Source organism: Sediminibacterium sp., from assembly GCF_051861365.1.
In the GTDB taxonomy this organism is placed as follows: Bacteria; Bacteroidota; Bacteroidia; order Chitinophagales; family Chitinophagaceae; genus Sediminibacterium.
Genome location: NZ_JBHYCW010000033.1, coordinates 1 through 21,923 on the forward strand (window position 1 = coordinate 1; position 21,923 = coordinate 21,923).

General features: G+C 39.6%; 25 protein-coding genes. 5 read left to right on the plus strand and 20 right to left on the minus strand.

What is annotated here, in order from left to right; translation table 11 throughout:
- Positions 1 to 209: 209 nt before the first annotated feature.
- Positions 210 to 815 carry a superoxide dismutase gene (locus tag ACTIEV_RS13105; RefSeq protein ID WP_439516644.1) on the plus strand — a complete coding sequence of 202 codons (606 nt, stop codon included), beginning with the start codon at positions 210 to 212 and terminating at the stop codon, positions 813 to 815.
- A 109-nt stretch (positions 816 to 924) separates the two neighbouring features.
- Positions 925 to 1,530, plus strand: a complete 606-nt coding sequence (locus ACTIEV_RS13110; protein ID WP_439516645.1) for a hypothetical protein — start codon at positions 925 to 927, stop codon at positions 1,528 to 1,530.
- 83 nt (positions 1,531 to 1,613) lie between these two features.
- On the opposite strand, the gene yidD is transcribed toward ACTIEV_RS13110, so the two are convergent.
- The 17 genes from yidD to ACTIEV_RS13195 all read right to left on the minus strand — a co-directional run bounded on the left by yidD (position 1,614) and on the right by ACTIEV_RS13195 (position 16,483).
- Positions 1,614 to 1,847, minus strand: a complete 234-nt coding sequence (gene yidD / locus ACTIEV_RS13115; protein WP_439516646.1) for a membrane protein insertion efficiency factor YidD — start codon at positions 1,845 to 1,847, stop codon at positions 1,614 to 1,616.
- A 45-nt stretch (positions 1,848 to 1,892) separates the two neighbouring features.
- Complete coding sequence (rnpA, locus tag ACTIEV_RS13120) at positions 1,893 to 2,282, minus strand: ribonuclease P protein component (RefSeq protein ID WP_439516647.1); 390 nt, start codon at positions 2,280 to 2,282, stop codon at positions 1,893 to 1,895.
- An 84-nt stretch (positions 2,283 to 2,366) separates the two neighbouring features.
- Positions 2,367 to 2,522, minus strand: coding sequence for a 50S ribosomal protein L34 (rpmH, locus tag ACTIEV_RS13125; protein ID WP_026774417.1), 156 nt, complete (start codon positions 2,520 to 2,522; stop codon positions 2,367 to 2,369).
- A 167-nt stretch (positions 2,523 to 2,689) separates the two neighbouring features.
- Complete coding sequence (gene murI, locus ACTIEV_RS13130) at positions 2,690 to 3,520, minus strand: glutamate racemase (RefSeq protein WP_439516648.1); 831 nt, start codon at positions 3,518 to 3,520, stop codon at positions 2,690 to 2,692.
- Positions 3,521 to 3,626: 106 nt separating this feature from the next.
- Positions 3,627 to 4,241, minus strand: coding sequence for an OmpH family outer membrane protein (locus ACTIEV_RS13135; protein WP_439516649.1), 615 nt, complete (start codon positions 4,239 to 4,241; stop codon positions 3,627 to 3,629).
- A gap of 41 nt (positions 4,242 to 4,282) precedes the next feature.
- Positions 4,283 to 4,798 (minus strand): OmpH family outer membrane protein, encoded by a 516-nt coding sequence (locus ACTIEV_RS13140; protein ID WP_178888367.1) that lies wholly within the window; start codon positions 4,796 to 4,798, stop codon positions 4,283 to 4,285.
- A 23-nt stretch (positions 4,799 to 4,821) separates the two neighbouring features.
- Positions 4,822 to 7,563, minus strand: coding sequence for a BamA/OMP85 family outer membrane protein (locus ACTIEV_RS13145; protein ID WP_439516650.1), 2,742 nt, complete (start codon positions 7,561 to 7,563; stop codon positions 4,822 to 4,824).
- A gap of 135 nt (positions 7,564 to 7,698) precedes the next feature.
- A complete protein-coding gene (locus ACTIEV_RS13150; protein WP_250686769.1) occupies positions 7,699 to 8,463 on the minus strand; it encodes an isoprenyl transferase in 765 nt (254 codons plus the stop codon).
- 115 nt (positions 8,464 to 8,578) lie between these two features.
- Positions 8,579 to 9,427 carry a DUF6089 family protein gene (locus ACTIEV_RS13155; protein ID WP_178888370.1) on the minus strand — a complete coding sequence of 283 codons (849 nt, stop codon included), beginning with the start codon at positions 9,425 to 9,427 and terminating at the stop codon, positions 8,579 to 8,581.
- A gap of 192 nt (positions 9,428 to 9,619) precedes the next feature.
- Positions 9,620 to 10,498 (minus strand): NAD kinase, encoded by an 879-nt coding sequence (locus tag ACTIEV_RS13160; protein WP_250686771.1) that lies wholly within the window; start codon positions 10,496 to 10,498, stop codon positions 9,620 to 9,622.
- A gap of 73 nt (positions 10,499 to 10,571) precedes the next feature.
- Entirely contained in the window at positions 10,572 to 11,966 is a 1,395-nt protein-coding gene (locus ACTIEV_RS13165; protein WP_439516651.1) for a POTRA domain-containing protein, read from the minus strand.
- Between the two features lie 289 nt (positions 11,967 to 12,255).
- On the minus strand, positions 12,256 to 12,915 hold the full coding sequence (locus tag ACTIEV_RS13170) for a CBS domain-containing protein (protein WP_439516652.1): 660 nt from the start codon (positions 12,913 to 12,915) through the stop codon (positions 12,256 to 12,258).
- 33 nt (positions 12,916 to 12,948) lie between these two features.
- Positions 12,949 to 13,725, minus strand: a complete 777-nt coding sequence (locus tag ACTIEV_RS13175) for an alpha/beta fold hydrolase (protein WP_322195484.1) — start codon at positions 13,723 to 13,725, stop codon at positions 12,949 to 12,951.
- Between the two features lie 140 nt (positions 13,726 to 13,865).
- On the minus strand, positions 13,866 to 14,414 hold the full coding sequence (locus ACTIEV_RS13180) for a CvpA family protein (RefSeq protein ID WP_322195483.1): 549 nt from the start codon (positions 14,412 to 14,414) through the stop codon (positions 13,866 to 13,868).
- A 62-nt stretch (positions 14,415 to 14,476) separates the two neighbouring features.
- Positions 14,477 to 14,932 carry a GatB/YqeY domain-containing protein gene (locus tag ACTIEV_RS13185; RefSeq protein WP_322195482.1) on the minus strand — a complete coding sequence of 152 codons (456 nt, stop codon included), beginning with the start codon at positions 14,930 to 14,932 and terminating at the stop codon, positions 14,477 to 14,479.
- Positions 14,933 to 14,943: 11 nt separating this feature from the next.
- A complete protein-coding gene (gldC, locus tag ACTIEV_RS13190; RefSeq protein ID WP_439516653.1) occupies positions 14,944 to 15,288 on the minus strand; it encodes a gliding motility protein GldC in 345 nt (114 codons plus the stop codon).
- A 64-nt stretch (positions 15,289 to 15,352) separates the two neighbouring features.
- The gene (locus ACTIEV_RS13195) at positions 15,353 to 16,483 is read right to left on the minus strand and encodes a glycosyltransferase family 4 protein (protein ID WP_322195481.1); all 1,131 of its coding nucleotides are present in this window, start codon (positions 16,481 to 16,483) and stop codon (positions 15,353 to 15,355) included.
- A 94-nt stretch (positions 16,484 to 16,577) separates the two neighbouring features.
- Between ACTIEV_RS13195 and ACTIEV_RS13200 the strand changes: the two genes are divergently transcribed.
- Positions 16,578 to 17,717 carry a hypothetical protein gene (locus tag ACTIEV_RS13200; protein WP_322195480.1) on the plus strand — a complete coding sequence of 380 codons (1,140 nt, stop codon included), beginning with the start codon at positions 16,578 to 16,580 and terminating at the stop codon, positions 17,715 to 17,717.
- Between the two features lie 78 nt (positions 17,718 to 17,795).
- Positions 17,796 to 18,254 carry a hypothetical protein gene (locus tag ACTIEV_RS13205; protein WP_439516654.1) on the plus strand — a complete coding sequence of 153 codons (459 nt, stop codon included), beginning with the start codon at positions 17,796 to 17,798 and terminating at the stop codon, positions 18,252 to 18,254.
- A gap of 83 nt (positions 18,255 to 18,337) precedes the next feature.
- On the opposite strand, the gene ACTIEV_RS13210 is transcribed toward ACTIEV_RS13205, so the two are convergent.
- Positions 18,338 to 19,186, minus strand: coding sequence for a 3-hydroxyacyl-CoA dehydrogenase family protein (locus ACTIEV_RS13210; protein ID WP_439516655.1), 849 nt, complete (start codon positions 19,184 to 19,186; stop codon positions 18,338 to 18,340).
- A 79-nt stretch (positions 19,187 to 19,265) separates the two neighbouring features.
- On the opposite strand from ACTIEV_RS13210, the gene ACTIEV_RS13215 reads away from it, so the two are divergent.
- Positions 19,266 to 20,054, plus strand: coding sequence for a MerR family transcriptional regulator (locus ACTIEV_RS13215; RefSeq protein ID WP_439516656.1), 789 nt, complete (start codon positions 19,266 to 19,268; stop codon positions 20,052 to 20,054).
- Here the strand turns inward: ACTIEV_RS13215 and ACTIEV_RS13220 are convergent.
- Both ACTIEV_RS13220 and ACTIEV_RS13225 read right to left on the minus strand, forming a co-directional pair.
- Positions 20,051 to 21,139: a mechanosensitive ion channel family protein gene (locus ACTIEV_RS13220; protein WP_439516657.1), complete on the minus strand. Its 1,089-nt coding sequence runs from the start codon at positions 21,137 to 21,139 to the stop codon at positions 20,051 to 20,053. The genes ACTIEV_RS13215 and ACTIEV_RS13220 overlap by 4 nt on opposite strands.
- Before the next feature lie 21 nt (positions 21,140 to 21,160).
- Positions 21,161 to 21,922, minus strand: coding sequence for a UDP-2,3-diacylglucosamine diphosphatase (locus tag ACTIEV_RS13225; protein WP_439516658.1), 762 nt, complete (start codon positions 21,920 to 21,922; stop codon positions 21,161 to 21,163).
- Position 21,923: the final 1 nt, after the last annotated feature.

A 21,923-nucleotide genomic window follows, 5' to 3' on the forward strand; every position in this document is an offset into this window, starting at 1 on the left:
ACACAGAACCGCGGGCTCCAATATGCCCAATGGTTATTAGATAACAAAAAAGGTCAACCTTTTTTATGTAATTGACAGAGCCTTACTTGTGGCTTGTAGCTTGCTGCTTGAAGCTAAAACGCTTTCGATTTAAGAAACAATTCATCTCCATTCCCCCTAACAACAGTAAATTTGTTACTCGTATTTAATCATTTTAAAAAATCATAGTTATGGCATTTACTTTAGCAGCATTACCGTATGCACACGAGGCGTTGGAGCCACATATTGATACTACTACCATGCAGATTCACCATGGTAAACACCATCAGGCCTATGTAGATAACCTGAATAAAGCCATTGCAGGAACTGAACATGAGGGAAAGAGCTTGGAGCAACTGGTTGCGGCTGCAGGATCTATTAGTCCGGCAGTAAGGAACAACGGAGGTGGACATTGGAACCACACTTTTTTCTGGGAAAGCTTAGCCCCTAATGCAGGTGGCACACCATCTGGCGCTTTGGCTGATGCCATCAATGCAGCTTTTGGTTCATTTGATGCATTCAAAGAAAAGTTTGCCAATGCAGGTATGACCCGTTTTGGAAGTGGTTGGGCTTGGTTGATTGTGAAAGATGGTAAACTGGAAGTAAGCTCTACCCCTAATCAGGACAATCCATTGATGGATGTTGCAGATGTGAAAGGAACTCCCATTTTAGGTGCTGATGTTTGGGAACATGCTTACTACCTCAAATACCAAAACCGTCGCGCTGATTATCTTGCTGCATTCTGGAATGTAGTGAATTGGAATAAAGTGGCTGAGCGTTTTGCAGCAGCTAAGTAATTCTTTATAAGCTGCAAGCCACAAGCTTCAAGCTTCAAGAAAGGGATAGAAATATTCGTGCAGCTTGAAGCTTGTGGCTTGTAGCCTTTTTCACACCAAATAATCAATCATGAAATCACACCTCTCCATTCTCACTGCCATTGTATTCTTTACTGCCTGTTCTTCTGATCAAAAAAGAGTGGTAGTGTTTAGCAAAGGAACTGCCGAGATCAATACAGAAACCAAAACCATCAAAGCCACAGATGGCGCCGGACATGAAGATAAAGCGGTTGACTTTGTTGGAAAGAATGTAGAACTCACATTGAATACAGCTTCCGGAGATGCGAAAGTGACTTTAACAGAAAATGGCTACTATGTGTTGAATGTAAAGAATGATACCATCATTGGTAGTCAGGTCAACTATACCGATCCGCAATTGGCCAATCAAGTGATCACACAGGAGGCGCTAAAATTCAAAATTGATTCTTTAGAAAATTTGGTGGCAAATAAAAATGTAGGAAAAGCCAACCGCAATTTTTACATACTCCCTAACTCCGCTGTACACATTACCGACAATTTTGACGCCATTATCATCGGTCCTTTCCATAAAATGCGTTCTGCTGAAGGTAAAGATGGTAAAGCTCCGGAAGTATATCGCTTTTACAGTATCAAAGAGATCCGCGAAACCATTGCTAAGTTGCAAGGGATGACTGGAGGGGAGAAAACAGTAGAATAAGAAACAGAGAAATCAGGAATAAGAAAGTATATGTTTTCTCACTTTCTTATTCCTGATTTCTCTGTTTCTCTGTTTCTTATTTTCTATTCCGGAACCGGATCATATCCATGCCCACCGCCCGGTCTGCACTTGCTGATTCTTTTGATGGATAACCATCCACCTTTGAACAATCCATGCTTTTGTAAAGCCTCTACCGCATATTGCGAACAAGTTGGTGTGAATCTGCACTTGGGTCCGATATTCGGTGAGATTACGTATTGATAAAACCGGATGAGCAGAATAAAAGGATAGCTTACTATTTGAAGGAGGAGCTTCATGGGTGTGAATGATCAATGGTGAGTAGTCAGTAATGAGTGTATTGTTTATGTGTTTATTCTTTTGATCAGCTTCTCTATTCCTTCTTTCATTTTTTCTCTGACCAATGTATAGTCGGGTAACTCTTTGTCTAAGTAAAGAAAGAAAACTGAGATGGTTTTTGATTGAGTGACTATTGCCTCATGGAGACTTTGTTTTTCCAATCGATACGCTTCCCGCAATAGTCTTTTGATTCGATTTCTGTCTACTGCTTTTTTGAAATGTTTCGAACTCACACCCACTCCTGCATGAACGGGAACAGAAGTATCCCTGCGATCTTTCTCAATAAAAAATACTTTGATGGGGAATACAGAAAAGCTTTTACCGGTGGTAAAAATGGCTTGCAGCTCTGTTCTACTCTTGAGCTTTTCTTTTTTATGATAACCGAATGCCTTCATGTATTGGGTACTAAACTAAAAAAGTCCCGCCGTATAGCGGGACTTTATATTTTCATCCTTTATTCCGATGGATCGGAACAAGACTTATTTTAATCCTTTCTCGCTTGAAACTGTGAGCTTCTTGCGGCCTTTCGCTCTGCGGCTAGCCAATACTTTACGGCCGTTAGCAGTTTGCATACGCTTGCGGAATCCGTGAACAGATTTACGGCGGCGCTTATGCGGTTGAAATGTACGTTTCATAATTACGTTTTTTTAACTAACCCTATAATTTTGTTTCATTTCATTACGGCAGTCACCATACTGCTGTCTGTGAAAGGACGGCAAAAGTAAGGAAAAGCGGTCAGAAATTGGCAAAATTTCGCTTTATAAATTTTAAAGCATTGATTTTCAGCGATAAAAAAGCGTCATTATAAAAGTTCCAGATGTTTGGACCGTAGTTTTTCTCCAAAAAATATACTGGCATGGTTATCAAAATCTACCACGGAATCGGTCGTATAAAAAGTTTGGGTGCCCTGTTTGGAACAACGCTGTTCCATTTCAGGATGACGATGCAGGTACTCTTTCAAACTGGCTGCTACAATCATTCCTTGAGATAAAACAATAGTACCTGCCGGAGCAAATGCCTGTATTTTTTCCAACAATAATGGATAATGCGTACAAGCCAGTAATAAAGTATCAATATCGGGTGCTTGTCGGAATAAACGATCTAAATGTTGTTGAATAAAATAATCGGCTCCCGGTTTATCGTATTCATGATTCTCTACCAATGGAACCCACATAGGACAAGCCTCCTGATACACTTTTAAGGAAGGAAAGAACTTAGCGATCTCAATAGGATAACTTTCACTGATGACTGTTCCAGTAGTTCCTAAAATACCTACAGAGCCTGACTTACTATATTGCCCAATGACTTCTGTGGTAGGTCTGATAACTCCCAATACACGTTTCTTTGAATCGATCTTCGGCAGATCTTTTTGCTGAACAGTACGTAATGCTTTTGCGGAAGCCGTATTACAAGCTAATACCACTAATTCACAACCCTGATCAAAAAACCACTGCACACACTGCAATGTATAATGGTACACCGTATCAAAAGACCGTGGACCATAAGGCGCACGGGCATTGTCGCCCATATAGAGATAATCATATTCGGGCAAGGTCTTAACCAATTCTTTGAGAATGGTAAGCCCACCATAACCACTATCAAAAACACCAATGGGTTGTTGTACGGAAGACATGTTACGAAGTTAATATCTATCGGCTCATGAATGGAATAAGAAATGAGCATAAAAAATCCCGTTCATCATCAGATGAACGGGATCCAATAGTATTCAACAAATTGAATTAGTTTTTCTTAGGAGCAGCAGTGGTTGGTTTTGCACCGGTTGCTGCCGGAACTGGTCCACCAGCTGCTTTCCACGCATCCATGATCTCTTTGCTCAAAGGCAAATTCAGTTTCAGGGCAACCCGAATAGTCAAGTTATCTAAAATACTGGGTTGCACATAAGGAGACAATGATTCTGATTTTAGTACCCATGTGTACTTCTGCTCAGTAACGATCTGCTGTAGCGCATTGTACATTTGTTGTCTATATGGCCCTAACAAACGCTCCATTTTATCACGCTGCATTTCCTCAGAATATTGTTGCCAGTTAGCGATCTTGTAGTACAATCTGTTCAAATCGCTTTCTGCCATTTCTCTTGCTTTTGCAGGCATGGTAGCAGAATCTTTTTTGTAAAGGCTGTCTCTGCGTTTGTAATCCTGTACGGAATACGCATATTCAACATTGAGAGAATCTCTGAGATAGGTATTCATGACAGAATCCATCGTTTGTTCTAAACCGGGAAACAGGCTCAGTAGACTTTGCTCATCAAAGTGACCGATTTTAACCTGAGACTGGGCATTGTTGGAGAACAGTAAGCTAGCCACCGTCACACACACAAGTAATAATTGCTTCATTGTAGAGATGATTTTGAGATATTTGTTTTGTTTTAGGAGTTTTATTTGATCCCCAGTTCTTTTAGGATGTCATCACTTTTATCCAGCTTGGGGTCGGCAAATATAACGGTAATTCCTTCACTTTTATCCAGTACGAAATCATAAGAACGGGCCAATGCCATTTTCTGAACCGCAGAATACACCCTGTCTTGCACCGGCTTAATGAGGCGTTGACGTTCCTTAAACAAATCACCCTCATAACCAAAACGCTTTTTCTGCAAATCGCGAATCTCTTTTTCACGAACAAACAGTTCATCTTCTCGTTTTTTTCTTAGATCTTCCGTTAGCATGAACTGTTCAGCCTCATAGTTCTTATACATTTTATCCAATACAGTCTGTTTATCGTCTATTTCTTTCTGCCATTGTTCCCCGATCTCTTGTAATTTTTTATCGGCGTTTTTGTATTCCGGTATTTTTTCGAGGATGTATTTGGTATCAATGATCGCATAACGTTGCTGCGATTGCGCCATAAAAGCAGTACCAATCAATAGAAGGGTGAAGAGTAAGGTTTTTTTCATAAACTATTTTTTTGTTCAGGTTTCTATTCCGGTTCGAAGCCTAGCATAAAGGTAAACCTTGCTGCATCTTTCAACGGACCGTTTGGTGTGAACCTATCCAATCCTATGCCATAATCAAATCCAAGCAATCCAAACATCGGTAGGAAGAAGCGCATACCCAATCCAACAGACCTTCTGAGCTTAAATGGATTATAATCTTTGATATTAAACCAACCATTGGCAGCCTCATAGAATGCAAGCCCATAAATGGTGCTGCTCGGATTCAAGCTCAATGGATAGCGCAGCTCCATGGTGTATTTGTTAAATATTGTAAAATATTGTCTGGCTTGCTGTTGATCGGGGTTCACTTTGGGATTTGAGTTATCATACACAGGATAACCACGGTGTGCAATGATATCATAACCCAGTAGTGCAAACTGGTTACTCAAACCTGCATCACCCACCTGAAATCTTTCAAACGGTGATATTTGAAGGTTTTGGTTAAATCTTCCTAAGAAACCAAATTTCGCAGAAGCACGAAGTACAAACTGTTTGTTTCTCTCTTCACCATGTGGTTTGCCCAATGGCACAAACCATTCTCCATTGAAACGCCACTTATGATATTCAACCCAACGATAGGGATTGACTTTGTTAGTGATATTCGGATTGATCAATGAATAAGGTGGTGTAATCGCCAGACTCATCATAAAGTTCGATCCTGAACGTGGGAATAAAGGTTGGTCTACAGATGAACGCTGTAAAGCAACACGGAAGTTGAAATTGTGTACGTTACCGTTATTGAATCCCGGCAAATTGATCGGATCAATCGCATAGTCACTCAATTTGTAACGCGTAAAATTCAAACCTATCGACAAAGAGAAAAAGTCATCCGGCCATTTCAACTGTTTTGCTAAACTGATGGTTGCACCGGTCGTAGAAATAAAACTTCTATCCGCAAAGTTCGGATCAAATACCCCCGTAATTGGATTGAAAGTTTGTCCAAATCGGGTATTGTAAATACTAAAAGTCAGTGCGTTTCTTTTCTTTCCTCCCAGCCAAGGCTCAGTGAAGGAGAAATTATAAGATCGGAATGCTTTACCATTACTCTGTACACGTAAACTCAGTTTTTGTCCGTCACCCATTGGCAATGGATCCCAGGCAGATTTCTTCCAGATATTACGAATAGAGAAGTTATTGAATGATACCCCTAGTGTACCTGTTAGACCAATGACACCACCCCAACCGGCGCTCAATTCTAGCTGATCACTCGATTTTTCTTCTACACTGTAATTGATATCTACCGTTCCATCTTCAGGATTGGGAATTGGATTGATTCCAATTTTTTCCTGATTAAAATAATTCAGCTGCGCGATCTCACGTTGAGAACGAATCAGATCTGATCTGCTGAATTTTTCTCCCGGAATGGTTCTTAATTCACGACGAATAACATGTTCTTTGGTTCTGTCATTACCGCTGATGCGAATATTCTTGATAGTTGCCTGCGGACCTTCAATGATTCTGATCTCAAAATCGATGGTATCGTTGTATACTGCAGTTTCAATAGGCTCAGTACGGAAAAAGAGATAACCATCATCCTGATACAATCCACTGATATCACCTCCGTCAGGTGAAGCAGATTTTCCTAATTTCTTGTTCAATACATCAAGGTTATAAATATCGCCTTTACGAATACCGATGATCGCAGTAAGAACAGAATCAGAATACTTGGTGTTCCCTCTCCAGGTAATATTTCCAAAATAATATTTCCTACCCTCATTCATTTTGATATCGATGTTGAGGTGACCGGCTTTGTTATAATAAACCGTGTCTTTCTCAATCACTGCATCTCTATGTCCGAGTGAGTTATAATAATCCAATAAACTTTCTTTGTCTTCTTCAAACTTAATGACATTGAATTTAGCAGAAGACAATTTGAAACGTGCATAAGGATCCAATACCTTTTTGGTCTTACTAAGTGTCAGGAATCCTTTCTCTTGTACGTATTGTTTAAAATCATAGCGTTGAACAGTAACGATCTGGCCACTATCAAAAGATGGATTGAGTGTAAGTCTCGATTTCTCCTTGGTACCTTTGAATTGCTTTTTCAACTTAGTAGCATCAACAGTATTACCGCCAAAGTTGATGTTGTTGATACGAACCTTTGGACCTTTGTTCACCACAAAATCCAGGATCAATGTATTATCAAAAGTTGAATCCGGTCTTTCATCAATGCGTACTTTGGCATTTTGATATCCTTTCTCACCATAAAATTTCTTAATGGCCTCAATTGCAGAAATCTTCATGTTTTCTGTGATCACACGATTACGCACCAATCCGGTTTTACCGGTAAGATCTTCTGATTCTCCTTTACGTACACCTTTAAAAAAGAAGTTGGATAAACGTGGGCGTTCTGTAACGGCAATTTCAATTTCAATCTCTTTATCCACCAGTTTAGTGATATAGATTTCGACATCACTAAAATATTTTTGATCCCATAATTTCATGATGGCTTTTGAGAACGCATCTCCACCCGGGATGGTTACTTCATCGCCAATATTCATATTGGAAATAGAGATGAGTAGGTTCTCATCAAAGAATTTGTTACCGGTAACCTTAATGGCTGATATCTTGTATTTTCTGGGAGTACGCTGGTTGAATATATTAATCAGATCCGCATCTACGGAAGTAATCACCGTATCCTTACTAGTACTTTCTTGCGCATACGTTCCTACGCTAACCAGTGATGATATTAAAGCCAACACTAAAAATTTGTACACTTTCTGCATCCGGATTCTGTTTGTTCTTCAACTGGCTGGACTTGAAACAGCAGTCTTATCAATGGTTTTGGGTTATATAAACGGGGCAAATTAACGGGAATTATTAAAAGTCTTTGTTAAATCAACCACCATTCAAGGGTATTATTAGGCCAATTGTTTTTCTTCTTGAATTTGTTGACCGGTTTTACCGAAACGTCTTTCTCTGGATTGAAAATCAATAAGGGCTTCATATAAATGCTCTTTGCGGAAATCAGGCCAGCGGGTATTGGTAAAATACAATTCCGCATAAGCCAACTGGTATAATAAAAAGTTACTGATACGATATTCTCCACTGGTACGGATCATCAATTCCGGATCGGGGAACTCACTGGTAGCCAGGTATTGTTGAATCGTATCCTGATTGATGTTTTCAGGATCAATTTTACCTGCTTTTATATCCATTCCAATCTGTTTAACGGCATTGGTCAACTCCCACCGGCTGCTGTAACTCAATGCCAGTATAAGATTCAGACCGGTATTGGCAGCTGTCATTTCCAGTGCTTCTTTCAGTTCATTTCTGGCAAAATCAGGGAGCATGCTCATGTCACCAATCACATGCAAACGAATATTGTTCTTATTCAGTGTGGGCACTTCTTTTCGGATGGAATCTACCAGTAAACCCATCAACCCCTCTACTTCCTGTACAGGTCTATCCCAATTTTCAGTACTGAATGCATATAAAGTCAGATACCCAATACCCAGTTCGGCACTACCCTCCACAATACTCCTAACACTCTCCACGCCATGGAAATGGCCATAAAGTCTGTCCTGCCCCTTTTCCTTGGCCCAACGACCATTGCCATCCATGATAACGGCAATATGTTTGGGCAGACGTTCTTTATTGATTTGTGTGATTAAGGTTTCCTGCATGGTCGTCCCTACGGTATTAAGGCTGCGAAATTAACAAAATCAATGGGTTGCAGGGATTTAATTCCGATAAAAATCAGGAATAATCAAGGTGAAATTCAATGTCTGGACATTGAGTTTATTTAGGGGTAGGGCACTTGTAAGACTGTAAACTGAAGGAAATACCTACTTTGAAACTGGCAAAAGCATCTTTTTGCAGGCTATTCCCCCTCTGGCGGCCTTTGATACCGATGGAAGTACCTGTTTCATAGCTTCTGTCTTGTAAGAGGAATGCAGGAGAAGGAGATCCATCCGGTAAGGGAGGGAAGGCATCCGGAGCATATTCTCCGCTCACATCGTCCAAATAGTCGGTATTGGTGAAGCGATAGGTCAATTCACCAAATACATTCATTCGCTCATTCAACGCATATTTAAATCCAAGCGTAAAGGGAATACTAATGGCAATGGGATTATAAGGTTGCAAATTGGGATACAAGGAGCTACCCTGACCCTCCGTTCCTAAAGGACGAAGCATGTATTTTTCTCCGTTCAGAAATGCATAGGGATCATGGGAAAAAACACCTAAACCAATTCCTACATAAGGTGTGTAATGGTATCCTTTAAAGCCGGGTTGAAAACGGAAAAAGTTAAAATCACCGGATACAGCGAGTTCCCATACATTACTATTGAAACTCAGGTTGCGTCTACGTTGTGCAGCATTATCACTGTAAATATCTGAATAGCCCAGCATAGCGTATTCTGCTGAAAGTCTGACCCCGATATAATTATTGATCTGCTTACGAAAGAAAAGACCCGCAGCTAATTTTGGCCGGTTGATTTTGATATTTGGATTCAGATCACCGAAATAATGTGCAGCCCCAACGGATACACCCACTTCTCCTTGATGAACAAAACTTTCCATCAATTGAGCATGTGTCTGTTGAAGACCCAATACCAGTAACAGTGATACGATTGCTTTTTTGAACATAGCGTTTGTGTCTTTACCCTTTGTAAAATAGCACCAAATTTTGTTACGATAAAAGTTAATTTAACGGTATTTGGTATAGAGCTATCACTACAAAACAGCAATTCTGCTGAATCATCAATATAATAGATAGATGAAAGTTTTTACAAAAATGATGCCTGTGCTTGCTTTTTAAGAGAAGATTTAGAGAAAGTGCTAGTTTCTTTTATCCAAACCCCAGGTGAGTTTGGTTCTCAGCGTAGATAAAAAGCTATTTTCATTCAAGCGAACAAGGTTCACACAAAATTGCTCTTTACGAACAGCCAGCTGAACAGATTTACCAACAATCTCTCTGCGTGCATCCAATGCACAAATAAACATGTCTGCCCTGCCTTCTACCTCAAAAGAAATGACGTTGTTATCAGGAACAATAATGGAACGCACATTCAAATTATGTGGAGCTACCGGTGTAATCACAAAACTTGCTGATTCAGGAAACAGGATCGGACCGTTGCAACTCATGTTATAACCGGTGGATCCGGTGGGTGTAGCTACGATCAATCCATCAGCCCAATAGGTATTTAGAAATTCACCATTCAGATAAGTATGGATCTTAATCATCGGTGAAGTATCACGCTTGTGAATCGCAAATTCATTCAATGCAAATGGAGCATCTCCAAACAAAGGTTCATTGGAATCAAGATGCATCAATGTTCTTTTGTCTACTACAAAAGTGCGATTGATGAGTGCATCAACAGCACTGGCCAACTCATCTCGACTAATGCTGGCCAAAAAACCTAATCGTCCAAAGTTGATACCTAGTATAGGAATTCCGTAATCACGTACCATGGTTACGGCATCCAACATGGTACCATCACCGCCCAAACTGATCAAACAATCAATTTCTTCATTCAGGTCTTGCGAACCATTAAACGGAATCATTTTTTCTGAAAGATGTCCGGGTATCTGCATGGTTTCAATCAACGGACGATAGATATATACCTGTGTTTCATAACGGGCTAATTCGTCTAATAAAATCAAAATGGGGTTCCCCATTTCAGCATCAAGTCCCCGGCTATAAATGGCAATTTTCATTGTTTTGCTTTGAGTGTTTGGGTGATGGTATGCTCCATCTACCCCGGTATACATCCAACCCTATCAATGGGTCTTAAAACTCTCTTCTGGTCTGTAAATATAAGCCATTGCGACCCAGTTGGTTAAAGCTGTATTCAATTTTAAATAGAAAATCATAGATCGATACAATGTCCAAGCCCAGTCCCCAAGTCCGTAACAATGTATTGTTCAGGGTATTAGAAGCAACGGGATTGATATGGTGTCCATAACCCAAGTCTCCATACGCTTTTAGAAAAAAGCGAATAGGTATTTTGTCATGTGTTTTACTGGGGAATGGATTGCGCAGAATAAAACCGAATACCTGTTTGTGCAAAGTGGTTTTGAATATTCCCCCGGCGATACCATCAATGACATTGTACTCCAACCCTCGCATTTGATTCAATCCGTAGCCTAATAATCGCTGATTGAAAAAAACATCATTTCTTGGGAGTTTGATAATTCCAATACCTTCCAAATGCAGAAAAGAGTTCTTTGATAAAGGATGCGCATAAATGGCCCGCACACTGGTTTGCCAAAGATTAGATGCTTTTGTGAGACCACGTTTATACAAATTAGCTTCCAGGTGAAATCCTTTAGAGGGATAAGGAATATAATCTACATTATAATACTTGTATTGATAATTGAAATCAATGTATCGGAATCTTGTCTTACCGCCGGGAAAATAATTTGGATTGAGTTGAAGAATGCTGTCTGATAACTGCTCATCATTGTAAGAAACTTTGAAATAATGACGGTTACGAACATCCGGGCGATAAGAATAGGTGAAGTCAACTCTGGTAAACTTTCTCGCTACAGATTCTTGTCTGTTAAACAGTTGCTTATTATCTGCCGTTCCATAATTCAACTCTTTTTGAGTAGCCCGTATAAACCCGATATTAAATCCTTTGGTTAGTTTTTTATCAATAAAAGGAATATCATATCGGATGGTAAACTGTTGTGTGTATCCATTGATCAACCAGATATTGAGGTTATCATTTCTACCGGTTGTATTATTTTGTATGAATTTAATTCCATAATTCACCCGGTCTAAACTTCGCTTTTGATCAACCCACCATTGGTTAAAGTTTCTGTCCACCAGCCTGAAATAAGGTGTCGGAAAAAAATACCAGCGTTCTTTCAAATCAACATTGATGATGAGTACATTTCCTTTTTTTGCCGCCACATATACATTCACATCTACAAACAATAAAGTATTCATGATCTGTTGACGTGCCAGCTCCAATAGCTTATCTAGCTCACTATCTGCAATCCGTTCTCCTTTTTTGAAGGGTATTTCACGAAAAATAATAAAGTCGCGGGTCTTTTTATTACCACTGAGTTGAATGTCACCAACAACTTGATACATACTACGCATGGCAACTCTTTCCGATAAACTCAATGGTGTTTTAGCAGTAGAATCCTGCTCGGTTTTTTCCTGTGCATACAGCATGCATGAGGATAGGAGAACAACCATAAAAGAAATAAATAACCTCATGCGCATGAAACCCTTTATAAAATAGTAAGCTTGTAAAAATAGGGAATATGCGTTTCTAGCGGCTCTTTTCATTCATTTTAATTGAAGTTCCCATACACTCATGCATTATTCAAGATTTTGATTAATAGCTTTGATACAACCGCCTCTTCATACATGACAATGGCATAGAAACTCTTGTTAACGAAAAGAAACGCGGGTGATTTTTAGAAAATAGATCGGTGAAAAGAGGCCATCATACAATAAACTACATGTTTAAATAAGCCAACAAGTGGTTATAATTCTCTTTCAACTCATTGGCATACTGTTCTTCACCGAAGTAGTAGCGAACAGAATAATCATAACGCTGGAAAGTAGCAACGATATCAGATACTTCCACTTTATTGATCTTAATGGTAACAATGATTTGTCCGGAATCATTTTCCGGATAGGTATTGAGTTGAGTGATATAAGCATCATTGGTTTCTACCAATCTGCTGATCTCACCAAAAGAGAAGTGTCGTTTATCGGTTTCCAATACAATGATACCCCCTCTTTCTTCTGTTCCTAAGAAACGAGACAAGTGTACCATCATAGAGCGAGAAGAAATGATACCGGCTAATTCGGTCTGTTCATTGATAACAGGTAATAGGGTCAATTCATTTTCTGCAATCAGCTTTAATGCAACAAGAAAATGCTCCTCTCCTTTAATAGATATCTTTTTAAGTGATTGTTCCAAGGAAGCGAGTAAGCCTTCTTCATCTGTATCGAGTAGTTCATCTTTTTCAATGATGCCGGCAAATTTTTCCTCACTGAGTACCGGGAGATGCAATAAGTCGTAATCCTCCATCAATTGTAAGGCAAAAGAAACTTTGTCAAATAAATTGACCGCTGGAAATCCGGTATTGATGAGCTGCGATGCGAGCATGATTCTTTCTTCAATTGATATACGCGTCAACCTTTAGGAAGGTTGTGAAACAACACTTAATTTTTGCAAGAACCCATCGAGAATACGATTGAATTCATCGGGTACTTCCATCATCGGCGCATGACCACATTTGTCTACAAAATGCAATTCACTGTTTGGAATCAATCGGTTGAATTCCTTTCCTACAAAAGGCGGAGTAATGGTATCATTATTTCCCCAGATCAATAATGTAGGTTGTTGGATCTGATTCAATTCTTCGCCCAAGTTATTGCGAATCGCACTTTTCGCCAGTGCAATAATTTTAATGACTTTCAATCTATTATTTGTGATCTCAAATACTTCATCTACCAGTTCTTTGGTAGCGGTATTGGGATCATAAAAAGTAAGCTGTGTTTTCTTTTTGATATACTCATAGTCTCCACGCTTTGGATAACTATCACCCATTCCATTTTCAAATAAACCACTACTACCTGTAAGGATCAGCGATTTAATTCTTTCCGGATGTTTTAAGATGTGCACCAAAGCAACATGTCCGCCTAAAGAGTTCCCAAGAAGATGAATATTTTCATATCCCTTCATCTCAATGAACTTATGTACGTGTTTTTCCAATCCACCAACAGAGGTATGAAAAATATCCAAGTCAAAAAGAGGCAGCATGGGCACTACCACTTTGTATTTAGGTTTGAAATACTCAATGAGGTCTTTGAAATTGCTGAGTGCACCAAATAATCCATGGAGCAGTAACAAAGGTTCACCTTCCCCTTCTTCAATGTATTTGAACTTGTCTTGATGTTTAATCTCGTAATTCATGGGGTTAATTTCTTATGCAAGCATGATATCCGTTACAAATAAAAGAAAAACCATTAACAATATAAGAAACGTTTGAAACTAGCTGCAGATTGTGCCGAATCTTAACTAAGATACTGATTTATAAGCAAAAATGTATGCTCTTACTGTGTTACCTGACCGGCAGAAGTTGTGCCGGTCTCAAAGAAATCGGTAAGAGAAGAAAACATATCCCGAAATAATGGGATGACTTCTCCAATGCCATCGATCACTTTGGGACCCCAAGGTTGTATGAAACCATAGGTTTGCGAAGCCTCGAGTGTGGTTTTATCAAATAAATGCAATTGTTCTGCATAAAAAAGCACCACACTTAATACCAGTGTATAAATGACCGCATACAAAACAATTCCTGCGATTTTGTTTAGCCAACCTAAAAACACCATTTCTACCATTTTCTGAAGTGCAGTAGCACCCAATCTCACCAATATGACCACTGCAATCATGACAATCGCAAAAGAAATAAAAGGCAACCATGACTGAGAAATACTTGTCTGCTGCCCCAACTTTTCCGCCACATAAGCAGATAATTTCATCGCTGCTGCCAAGCCCACTACAATGGCCACAAAAGAAAATACCGCCACAATCAGTCCATTGCGGTAGCCCTTGATGAGAGCGAGGATCATACAGAGAAGGAAAATGATATCGATGAGCATGAGATAAATCAAAAGTGAAAAGTCAAAAGTCAAAATGATTTTGACTTTTGACTTTTGATTTTTTAATTAGATGCCAACAACTCCTTCACCACCGCAGAAATGGTTTTCCCATCTGCTTGTCCGGCGAGTTGTTTGGAGGCGACGCCCATTACCTTACCCATATCTTGTGGACCCGCAGCGCCGGTAGTGGTGATGATTTCAGCGATGATCTTCTTTAATTCATCTGCATCCAACTGTTTGGGCAGGAACTGTTCAATCACAGCAATTTCTTCCTGTTCTTTTTTAGCGAGGTCTTCGCGATTTTGTTGCTGAAATATTTCCAGTGAATCTTTTCTTTGTTTTACCAATTTCTGTAACAGCTTCAATTCCCCTTCAGCATTGATTTGTCCGTTAGCACCGGGTTCTGTTTTGGCTTTGATGATTTCAGCTTTGATGGCGCGTAGACCACGGAGAAGCGCTTCATTTTTTGATTTCATCGCTTCTTTCATACCTGTCATTACTTTTTCTTCTAAACTCATAGCGGTATGTTTTATTGGTTTTCTTTTAATTGAGAATCTCGGAATTTCTTATAGAATTCTTTGGCAAACGCTTTCATGTCTTCCATCATTTCCTTTTGTTGGGTAGCACGCATATAAGTATCTGCCATACCCATCAGGGTTTGATAATAAAAATCGGCCATCTCATCCACCATCATTTCCTTGGTCCAGAGATCAATACGAAGAGCTGATTTATCCGCAGCATCCCAAAAAGCCACCATCATGGCTCTTGCGGGTTGTGCCATATCTGCCGTGCTGTCGCTCGCTTTCCATTGGATGGCTTGTGGTACTTTTTGTTCGTCTAAGTGAACATCAATGTTTATTGTTGAAGTATGCATACGTAATTCAAAGATTTTAAAATAAGGCGCAAAAATAAGGTTTAATCAGCAGCCGAATCAAGGCTTATACGCTCAATGCAGCTTTGCGGAGAGATTCATAGATGGCTACAGCACTGGTATCCCAACTAAATTGACCAGCCCTCTCCAAGCCTTTGGTAATAAAAGCATTACGAATACCTTCATTTCGGTATAGACTCAACATCTCTTTGGCAATGGCATCAGGATCGGCAGGATCAACCAGCAAAGCAGCATCACCGGCTACTTCCGGCATACTGCTGGTATTTGAGCAAATAACGGGAACACCACATTGCATGGCTTCTAAAATAGGTAATCCAAAACCTTCAAACCAAGAAGGGTATACCAGCGCATAAGCTGCGGCTGTTACTCTTTGTAGTTGTTCTTCGGGTAAATAATCCAATAGCACCACATCTTCCCGGTATTTGTAGGTCTTGATTTTTTCCAAAAGATCATCATATTGCCATGCTTTTCTGCCTGCAACCAACAACTTCATATTACTATGCTGCCACTTTTTAAAATGAGAGAACGCTTTCAACAGATTCAATAAATTTTTTCGCGGATGAATGCCCCCTATAAATAAAAAATATTCTCTTCCATCAGCATAACCATCTTTCACTGCTTGTTTTTCTTCCCATTCCATGGGTTGAAATCCTTTCCGCACCGCACCACCATTTACTTGGATCTTTGTTTCATCAGTTCGATAGGTTTTTATGATATCTGCTTTTGAAAACTCAGATACGGTGATGACCTGTTTTGCTTTTCGCAGAAATGCCGGAGTGAACCAACGATAATAAGCCCGCTGATGCCAGCTGATGTATTCAGGATGATGCAAAAAAGCCAGATCATGGATCATGAGCACTTGCGGAACAGAACTGGTAACACTACAAAATCCATATGGCTGAAACCAAACATCGGCTTTCCATTTTTTTACAGCTCTTGTGGCTTTAATATCATACCAATATTTAAAACTCAGAGGGTGACGTGCAGCAGGGGGTACTAAAACTGAATGAACATTAGGCGCTGTAATAAATGGTATTTGCCATGCACGATCATACAATAACAAAAACTCATCTTCGGGATGCAAAGCCACCATACGGCTTAACACTTCCGCAGTATAATGCCCATATCCTTCCATTGGATTGTTCTGTAGAAAAATGGCATTGATAGCGATACGCATGAGGAGCAAAATTAGTGGGTATAGTGTCAAATATTGTTAAAATAGGACATCAATATAAAAGGTTATGAATTTTTATTATATTTTGTATTCACTTATGCGAAAAGCATGTTTTCTTTTGTTATGCTGTTTATTGTATTTGAGCATACAAGCATCTGATTCATTATATGTACAACTCAATAAACAAACTTTCAAAAAAGGAGATACCCTCGATTTCTCTTGCGTGATCCCCGATTTTGAAAAGGTAAAACTCAATGCTGCATCCTTACATGTATGGATCGACCATATCAGTACCGGCACCCGCTGGAAATTCCGTTATCCCTTTATCAATGGTGAAGCGCAAGCTGCGCTGGTATTAGCAAAAACATTACCTGATGGACATTTCGCTGTGAACTTTCTGGTACAAAAAGGCTATTTCCGTTTATCCGGACAATTAAAGGACAAGTTTGAGGACGAGAACAATATCAATTACCTGATGGTCCCGAAAAACAAACGGACCTATTCAGAAACCATCACACTGAATAAGGATGGCTTTTTTCGTTTGAAGAGTACCTTATTCGAAGATTCTGCTTATTTCGTTTTTTCACCCGTTAAAAAGAACGCCAAAAACAACCTGAACGTCAGTATAGAAACGCCTTTGGATTCTACATTCATTCCTGAAATGGAAAGCAGGATATGGATCACTGTGGGCAATCAGAAAAGACCCATGAACAAAAAAGATTCTGCCGCTTACGCATTTAACATGATTAGTAGCTCGGGTACTGATCTGTTACCCAATGTAACGGTGGTGGGCAAATACAAAAAGAAAGTAGAACAATACGACGACTATTATTCAAGCGGTCCTTTCAAACGCGATGAAGCGATGATCTTTGACGGAATTGAAGACGCAACCATGGCAGGTTCCATGAGCATTCTTCGTTTTCTGGAAGGGAAGGTACCCGGACTGATCATTGAAAAAGATCAGGAAAGCATGGTGGAGATGGCAAGATGGAGAGGCGAGCCTACGGAAATTTATTTGGATGAGTTTAGGGTATCACCACAAGATATTTGGATCGTTTCCCCTTCCGATGTGGCGATGGTAAAAGTATATCGTCCACCGGCAATGTTATCTCCCTTATCGGGAGCTGCAGGCGCTATTGCTATTTATACAAAGCGCGGAGAGTTTGCAGGGAAGAATAGGTTTAAACATAGTTTTACAGTGAAGGGATATACCCCGGCGGAAGCGGTTTGGCAATAATATTTCTGTAGAAGGTCAACAGATATTGATCGTTTACATTTCTCATTTATACAAATCATTTCAAAAAATACTTGTACCATGCAAAAATTACAATTCAAAGTAAACATCAACGCACCTGCAGCCAATGTATATGATTGTATGCTTGGTATTGATAATAAATCAACTTATGAGCAATGGACTTCTTTGTTCAATCCCACATCAACCTATGAAGGAAGTTGGAATAAAGGAAGTAAAATTCTATTTGTTGGCGTAGATGAGAAAGGAGAAAAGGGAGGTATTGTTTCCAAAATAGCTGATAATATTCCCAACCAATTTGTTTCCATTCAACATTATGGTCTTGTAAAAGGCGACCAAGAAATTACAGAAGGACCGGAAGTAGAAAAATGGGCTAATGGATTTGAAAATTATCACTTCGAAGAAAACAATGGAATTACAACCGTTACTGTTGAATTAGACACCACGGAAGATTTCATAGGTTATATGAATGAAAAATATCCAAAAGCACTTAACAGGTTGAAAGAGCTTTGTGAACAGTAAAATGGAAAGCAGATTATCTCCACAGGAGTCCTCTGGACATGATTTTCATGATAGGTCATGATTCAATTATCTGCGTTTCATTATCAGTAGTTATAAAATCCTTTACCCGTCTTCCTTCCCAATTCACCCGCCGCAACTTTAGCAGCCTGTATCGGTGAAGGCGTTAAACGTTTGGGTTTACCCAGCGCTTCCCATACAATATTGCTTACACCAAAATTGATATCCATTCCAATAAGATCCATCAGCTTGAATGGACCCATTTTAAAACCACTGGCTTCCATCACCGCATCAATCGCGGCAATATCCATCTGCTCTTTTTCTACCAGTTGCATGGCTTCCAGGTAATAATGTCTGGCAACGCGATTGACAATAAAGCCCGGTGCATCTTTACAAACTACCGGTACTTTCCCCATCTCTTTGCTGATATCGATGGTCTGTTGCATTACTTCCGCAGAAGTAGCATCGCCTTGTATTACTTCCACCAGTTTCATCAATGGAGCCGGATTGAAAAAATGCATACCAACAATTCTTTCAGGATGCGAAACTGCTGCTGCAATTTCACTGACCGGAATAGAAGACGTATTGGTAGCCAAAATGGTATCGCTACTATTCAAAGCAGCCAGTTGCGTAAATAAACTCACTTTGGCTTCTTTCTTTTCGATAATGGCTTCAATGATCATATCTGCTATACAATCCTCTGCACGGGTAGTGAATAGTATCCGATCGAGTATCGCTTGTTTTTCTTCAGCACTTATCTTTTCTTTTTCTACCAGCTTACTGAGACTCATGTCAATTCCCTTTCTGCTTTTTTCGATCATCTCCCCACTCAGATCAAACTGAATGGTACGATAACCGGATTGGGCACTTACCTGAGCAATACCGCTTCCCATAGTGCCCGCACCACAAATACAGATGGTTTTGATTGATTTCATACGACTATGCAATGATTGGAACGCAAGATACTTACATCTTTTCCACTTTAACTAAACGCCGTAAAATCCTCCTACTCAGATGGCTTACTTTTATACCATGCAAAAAATGCAGCAACTCGATCTGTTTGGAATGCCTGTTGAACAGGCAAGTGCTCCTGCGAAAAAAACGGTAGCACCTAAAGCGAAACCTGTTCAGGAAGTTGTATCAGAACCACAACCCGTGGTTATAGCAGAACCGGAACCCGTAATAGTTCCTGAGCCTGTTATAGCCATGGCTGAAACAACTGCTATTGAGCCTGAACTTCCAGTTGCTACTGCAACTCCGGCCAAACAAGAAGATCCGGTTGTTTTTGCAGACGAGCGTATTGTTGTCAAGATCAAGCCCAAGAACATTGTTACAGAAACAAAAGCTGTTGAAGAACCAATAGCTGCTCCGGCAAAAGTTGCTGAACCCGTTGCCAAACAACCCGGTAAGCGTGGCAGAAAATCTTTCCGTGAAATAGATACTGAAATTGATCTCGTTGATATTCCGGATGAAGAAACATTGAAGCAAAAACTATATTACCCCATTAGTGAAGTAGCTAAATGGTTCAAAGTGAATACTTCTTTACTGCGTTATTGGGAAAATGAATTTGATATTCTCCAACCCCGCAAAACACGCAAGGGAGATCGCCTATTCCGATATGAAGACATCCGCAACTTACAACTGATCTATTTCTTATTACGCCAACGCAAGTTCTCCATTGAAGGTGCAAGAACTTATCTCAAACAAAACAAACACCAGGCTGATGTGCAGGCTCAGCTTGTACAATCGTTGACTAAATTCAAATCTTTCTTACTAGAGTTGAGAGCAGGTTTAGGATCTTAACCTTGTCGCACAGTAACATCAGTATTTGCAGCAGCCAACTGTAACTGATTTGCTTCCAGCCAACTAATAATCTCAAGATTTACCTGCTGTCTTAGTTGATTGAATGTTTCTATGGACTGATCCATGGATGTGAAAAATTCAATGATCACCACATGCGCATTCTTTCCTGTTTCTGCAAGGAATACTACCGTGCTAAGAACATCAGGCTTATCCAATATCTTTTTAACTGCTACGGTGAACGCTTCCAATTGTGTTGCCGAAGCTGCCAAATCCAATTCTATCCGAAGCTCTCCTTTACGTTGTGTTCGCAAACTGATATTGTCTACGATCGTATCCACCATTTGCTTATTCGGAACAGAGATATAGGTTTTTTCTGTAGTTCTGATACGCGTACTTCTTAATCCGATCTTTTCAATATTTCCAGTGAATCCATTGACTTTTACCAGATCACCTACGGCAAACGGACGATCAAAAAATATGATAAAAGAAGCGATTAAATTTTCCAGACTCTCTCTTGTGGCCAAAGCAAGTGCAGCGCCCACAATGCTCAATCCGGTTAACACATTGCCTACGGGTTTATTGAAAGAGAACTTCATGATCAATAATAAGCCAATAATCACCAGTATGACTTTAAAAAAATCTTTGAAAAAAATAACCAGCTGATTATCTGTTTGATCGGGTGTAAGGTTTGCTTTCTCCTCTAATATGATAGCAATAAAATCAATCACACGCAAACAAAGACGAATGAAAACAATTACCATAATTGCATTGGCAATAGACTCAATCATTTGACGTGAAGTAATACGATAGACCTTAAAATCCAATACACCCGGAAATTGTAATTTGTCAATGGCAATAATGGTAATGGATAAAAAAAGAAACAATCCCAATGGCCCTGCCACCAGATCCAAAAAAGACTGACGAGCAGTTTGATTTCTTTTTTTCGTAATGGCTTTATATAACTGATGCGCTAGGTATTTGGAAATGTAGCGCTTCAATAACAACATCAGCAAGATGGTGCCTAGTACATAGAGATATGCTTCAATGGTATTATCCAGTATCTTTTGTTGCAACAAATTTTCCATGCTGCAATTTACTAAGAAGCTTTAAGATTGCCATTGATGGAGCTGCATATTCGTACCATCAAAACTAGCATAGGTGAAGTTACGGATCCAGTCGCCGAGGTTGATATATCGACTGTTTTCATTCAACTTAAAGTCAATGGGATAATGACGATGACCAAATATGAGATAATCAAAATGTTCTTTAGCCAACATTTCTTTACAATAAATAATTAGCCACTCATTTTCTTCACCTAAAAAATGCTGATCGGAAGTGCCTGTCTTTTCTCGACTCTTTCTGCTGAAATAATTGGCCAACCCGATTCCCCAAGTAGGATGCAATAATCCGAACAACCACTGACACAAAGGATTTCGAAATATCTTCTTCAAAAACTTATAACCATGATCACCCGGACCCAACCCGTCACCATGACCAATATAAAAACGCTTCCCATTCCATTCAAATACTTTAGGGTGATGGTAGACCGGAATATTCAGTTCTTTCTCAAAATATCCGCGCATCCACATATCATGATTACCGACAAAAAAATGGATTGCAATCCCGCGATCGGTAAGTTCAGCAAGCTTACCGAGTAAACGTACATAACCTTTGGGTACTACCTGTTTGTATTCATACCAGAAATCAAAAATATCTCCCACAATAAAGATCATAGCAGCACTATCTTTGATACTATCCAAAAATGCTACTACTTTTTTTTCACGAACAAGACTCTGTTCATAATCAGGCGCGCCGAGATGAAAATCTGAAAGAAAATATATTTTTTGTTGCGGTGTAATGGATGGCATT

Coding starts and splice junctions, on each gene's coding strand:
- rpmH (WP_026774417.1), bottom strand. CDS start 2,522: ATGAAACGTACATTTCAACCGCATAAGCGCCGCCGTAAATCTGTTCAC.
- ACTIEV_RS13195 (WP_322195481.1), bottom strand. CDS start 16,483: ATGCGTATCGCTATCAATGCCATTTTTCTACAGAACAATCCAATGGAA.
- ACTIEV_RS13210 (WP_439516655.1), bottom strand. CDS start 19,186: ATGAAATCAATCAAAACCATCTGTATTTGTGGTGCGGGCACTATGGGA.
- ACTIEV_RS13110 (WP_439516645.1), top strand. CDS start 925: ATGAAATCACACCTCTCCATTCTCACTGCCATTGTATTCTTTACTGCC.
- ACTIEV_RS13220 (WP_439516657.1), bottom strand. CDS start 21,139: ATGGAAAATTTGTTGCAACAAAAGATACTGGATAATACCATTGAAGCA.
- ACTIEV_RS13175 (WP_322195484.1), bottom strand. CDS start 13,725: ATGAATTACGAGATTAAACATCAAGACAAGTTCAAATACATTGAAGAA.
- yidD (WP_439516646.1), bottom strand. CDS start 1,847: ATGAAGCTCCTCCTTCAAATAGTAAGCTATCCTTTTATTCTGCTCATC.
- ACTIEV_RS13150 (WP_250686769.1), bottom strand. CDS start 8,463: ATGCAGGAAACCTTAATCACACAAATCAATAAAGAACGTCTGCCCAAA.
- ACTIEV_RS13145 (WP_439516650.1), bottom strand. CDS start 7,563: ATGCAGAAAGTGTACAAATTTTTAGTGTTGGCTTTAATATCATCACTG.
- ACTIEV_RS13215 (WP_439516656.1), top strand. CDS start 19,266: ATGGCTTACTTTTATACCATGCAAAAAATGCAGCAACTCGATCTGTTT.
- ACTIEV_RS13105 (WP_439516644.1), top strand. CDS start 210: ATGGCATTTACTTTAGCAGCATTACCGTATGCACACGAGGCGTTGGAG.
- ACTIEV_RS13180 (WP_322195483.1), bottom strand. CDS start 14,414: ATGCTCATCGATATCATTTTCCTTCTCTGTATGATCCTCGCTCTCATC.
- ACTIEV_RS13135 (WP_439516649.1), bottom strand. CDS start 4,241: ATGAAGCAATTATTACTTGTGTGTGTGACGGTGGCTAGCTTACTGTTC.
- gldC (WP_439516653.1), bottom strand. CDS start 15,288: ATGCATACTTCAACAATAAACATTGATGTTCACTTAGACGAACAAAAA.
- rnpA (WP_439516647.1), bottom strand. CDS start 2,282: ATGAAGGCATTCGGTTATCATAAAAAAGAAAAGCTCAAGAGTAGAACA.
- ACTIEV_RS13155 (WP_178888370.1), bottom strand. CDS start 9,427: ATGTTCAAAAAAGCAATCGTATCACTGTTACTGGTATTGGGTCTTCAA.
- ACTIEV_RS13165 (WP_439516651.1), bottom strand. CDS start 11,966: ATGCTGTATGCACAGGAAAAAACCGAGCAGGATTCTACTGCTAAAACA.
- ACTIEV_RS13225 (WP_439516658.1), bottom strand. CDS start 21,922: ATGCCATCCATTACACCGCAACAAAAAATATATTTTCTTTCAGATTTT.
- ACTIEV_RS13200 (WP_322195480.1), top strand. CDS start 16,578: ATGCGAAAAGCATGTTTTCTTTTGTTATGCTGTTTATTGTATTTGAGC.
- ACTIEV_RS13185 (WP_322195482.1), bottom strand. CDS start 14,932: ATGAGTTTAGAAGAAAAAGTAATGACAGGTATGAAAGAAGCGATGAAA.
- ACTIEV_RS13160 (WP_250686771.1), bottom strand. CDS start 10,498: ATGAAAATTGCCATTTATAGCCGGGGACTTGATGCTGAAATGGGGAAC.
- ACTIEV_RS13205 (WP_439516654.1), top strand. CDS start 17,796: ATGCAAAAATTACAATTCAAAGTAAACATCAACGCACCTGCAGCCAAT.
- ACTIEV_RS13170 (WP_439516652.1), bottom strand. CDS start 12,915: ATGCTCGCATCGCAGCTCATCAATACCGGATTTCCAGCGGTCAATTTA.
- ACTIEV_RS13140 (WP_178888367.1), bottom strand. CDS start 4,798: ATGAAAAAAACCTTACTCTTCACCCTTCTATTGATTGGTACTGCTTTT.
- murI (WP_439516648.1), bottom strand. CDS start 3,520: ATGTCTTCCGTACAACAACCCATTGGTGTTTTTGATAGTGGTTATGGT.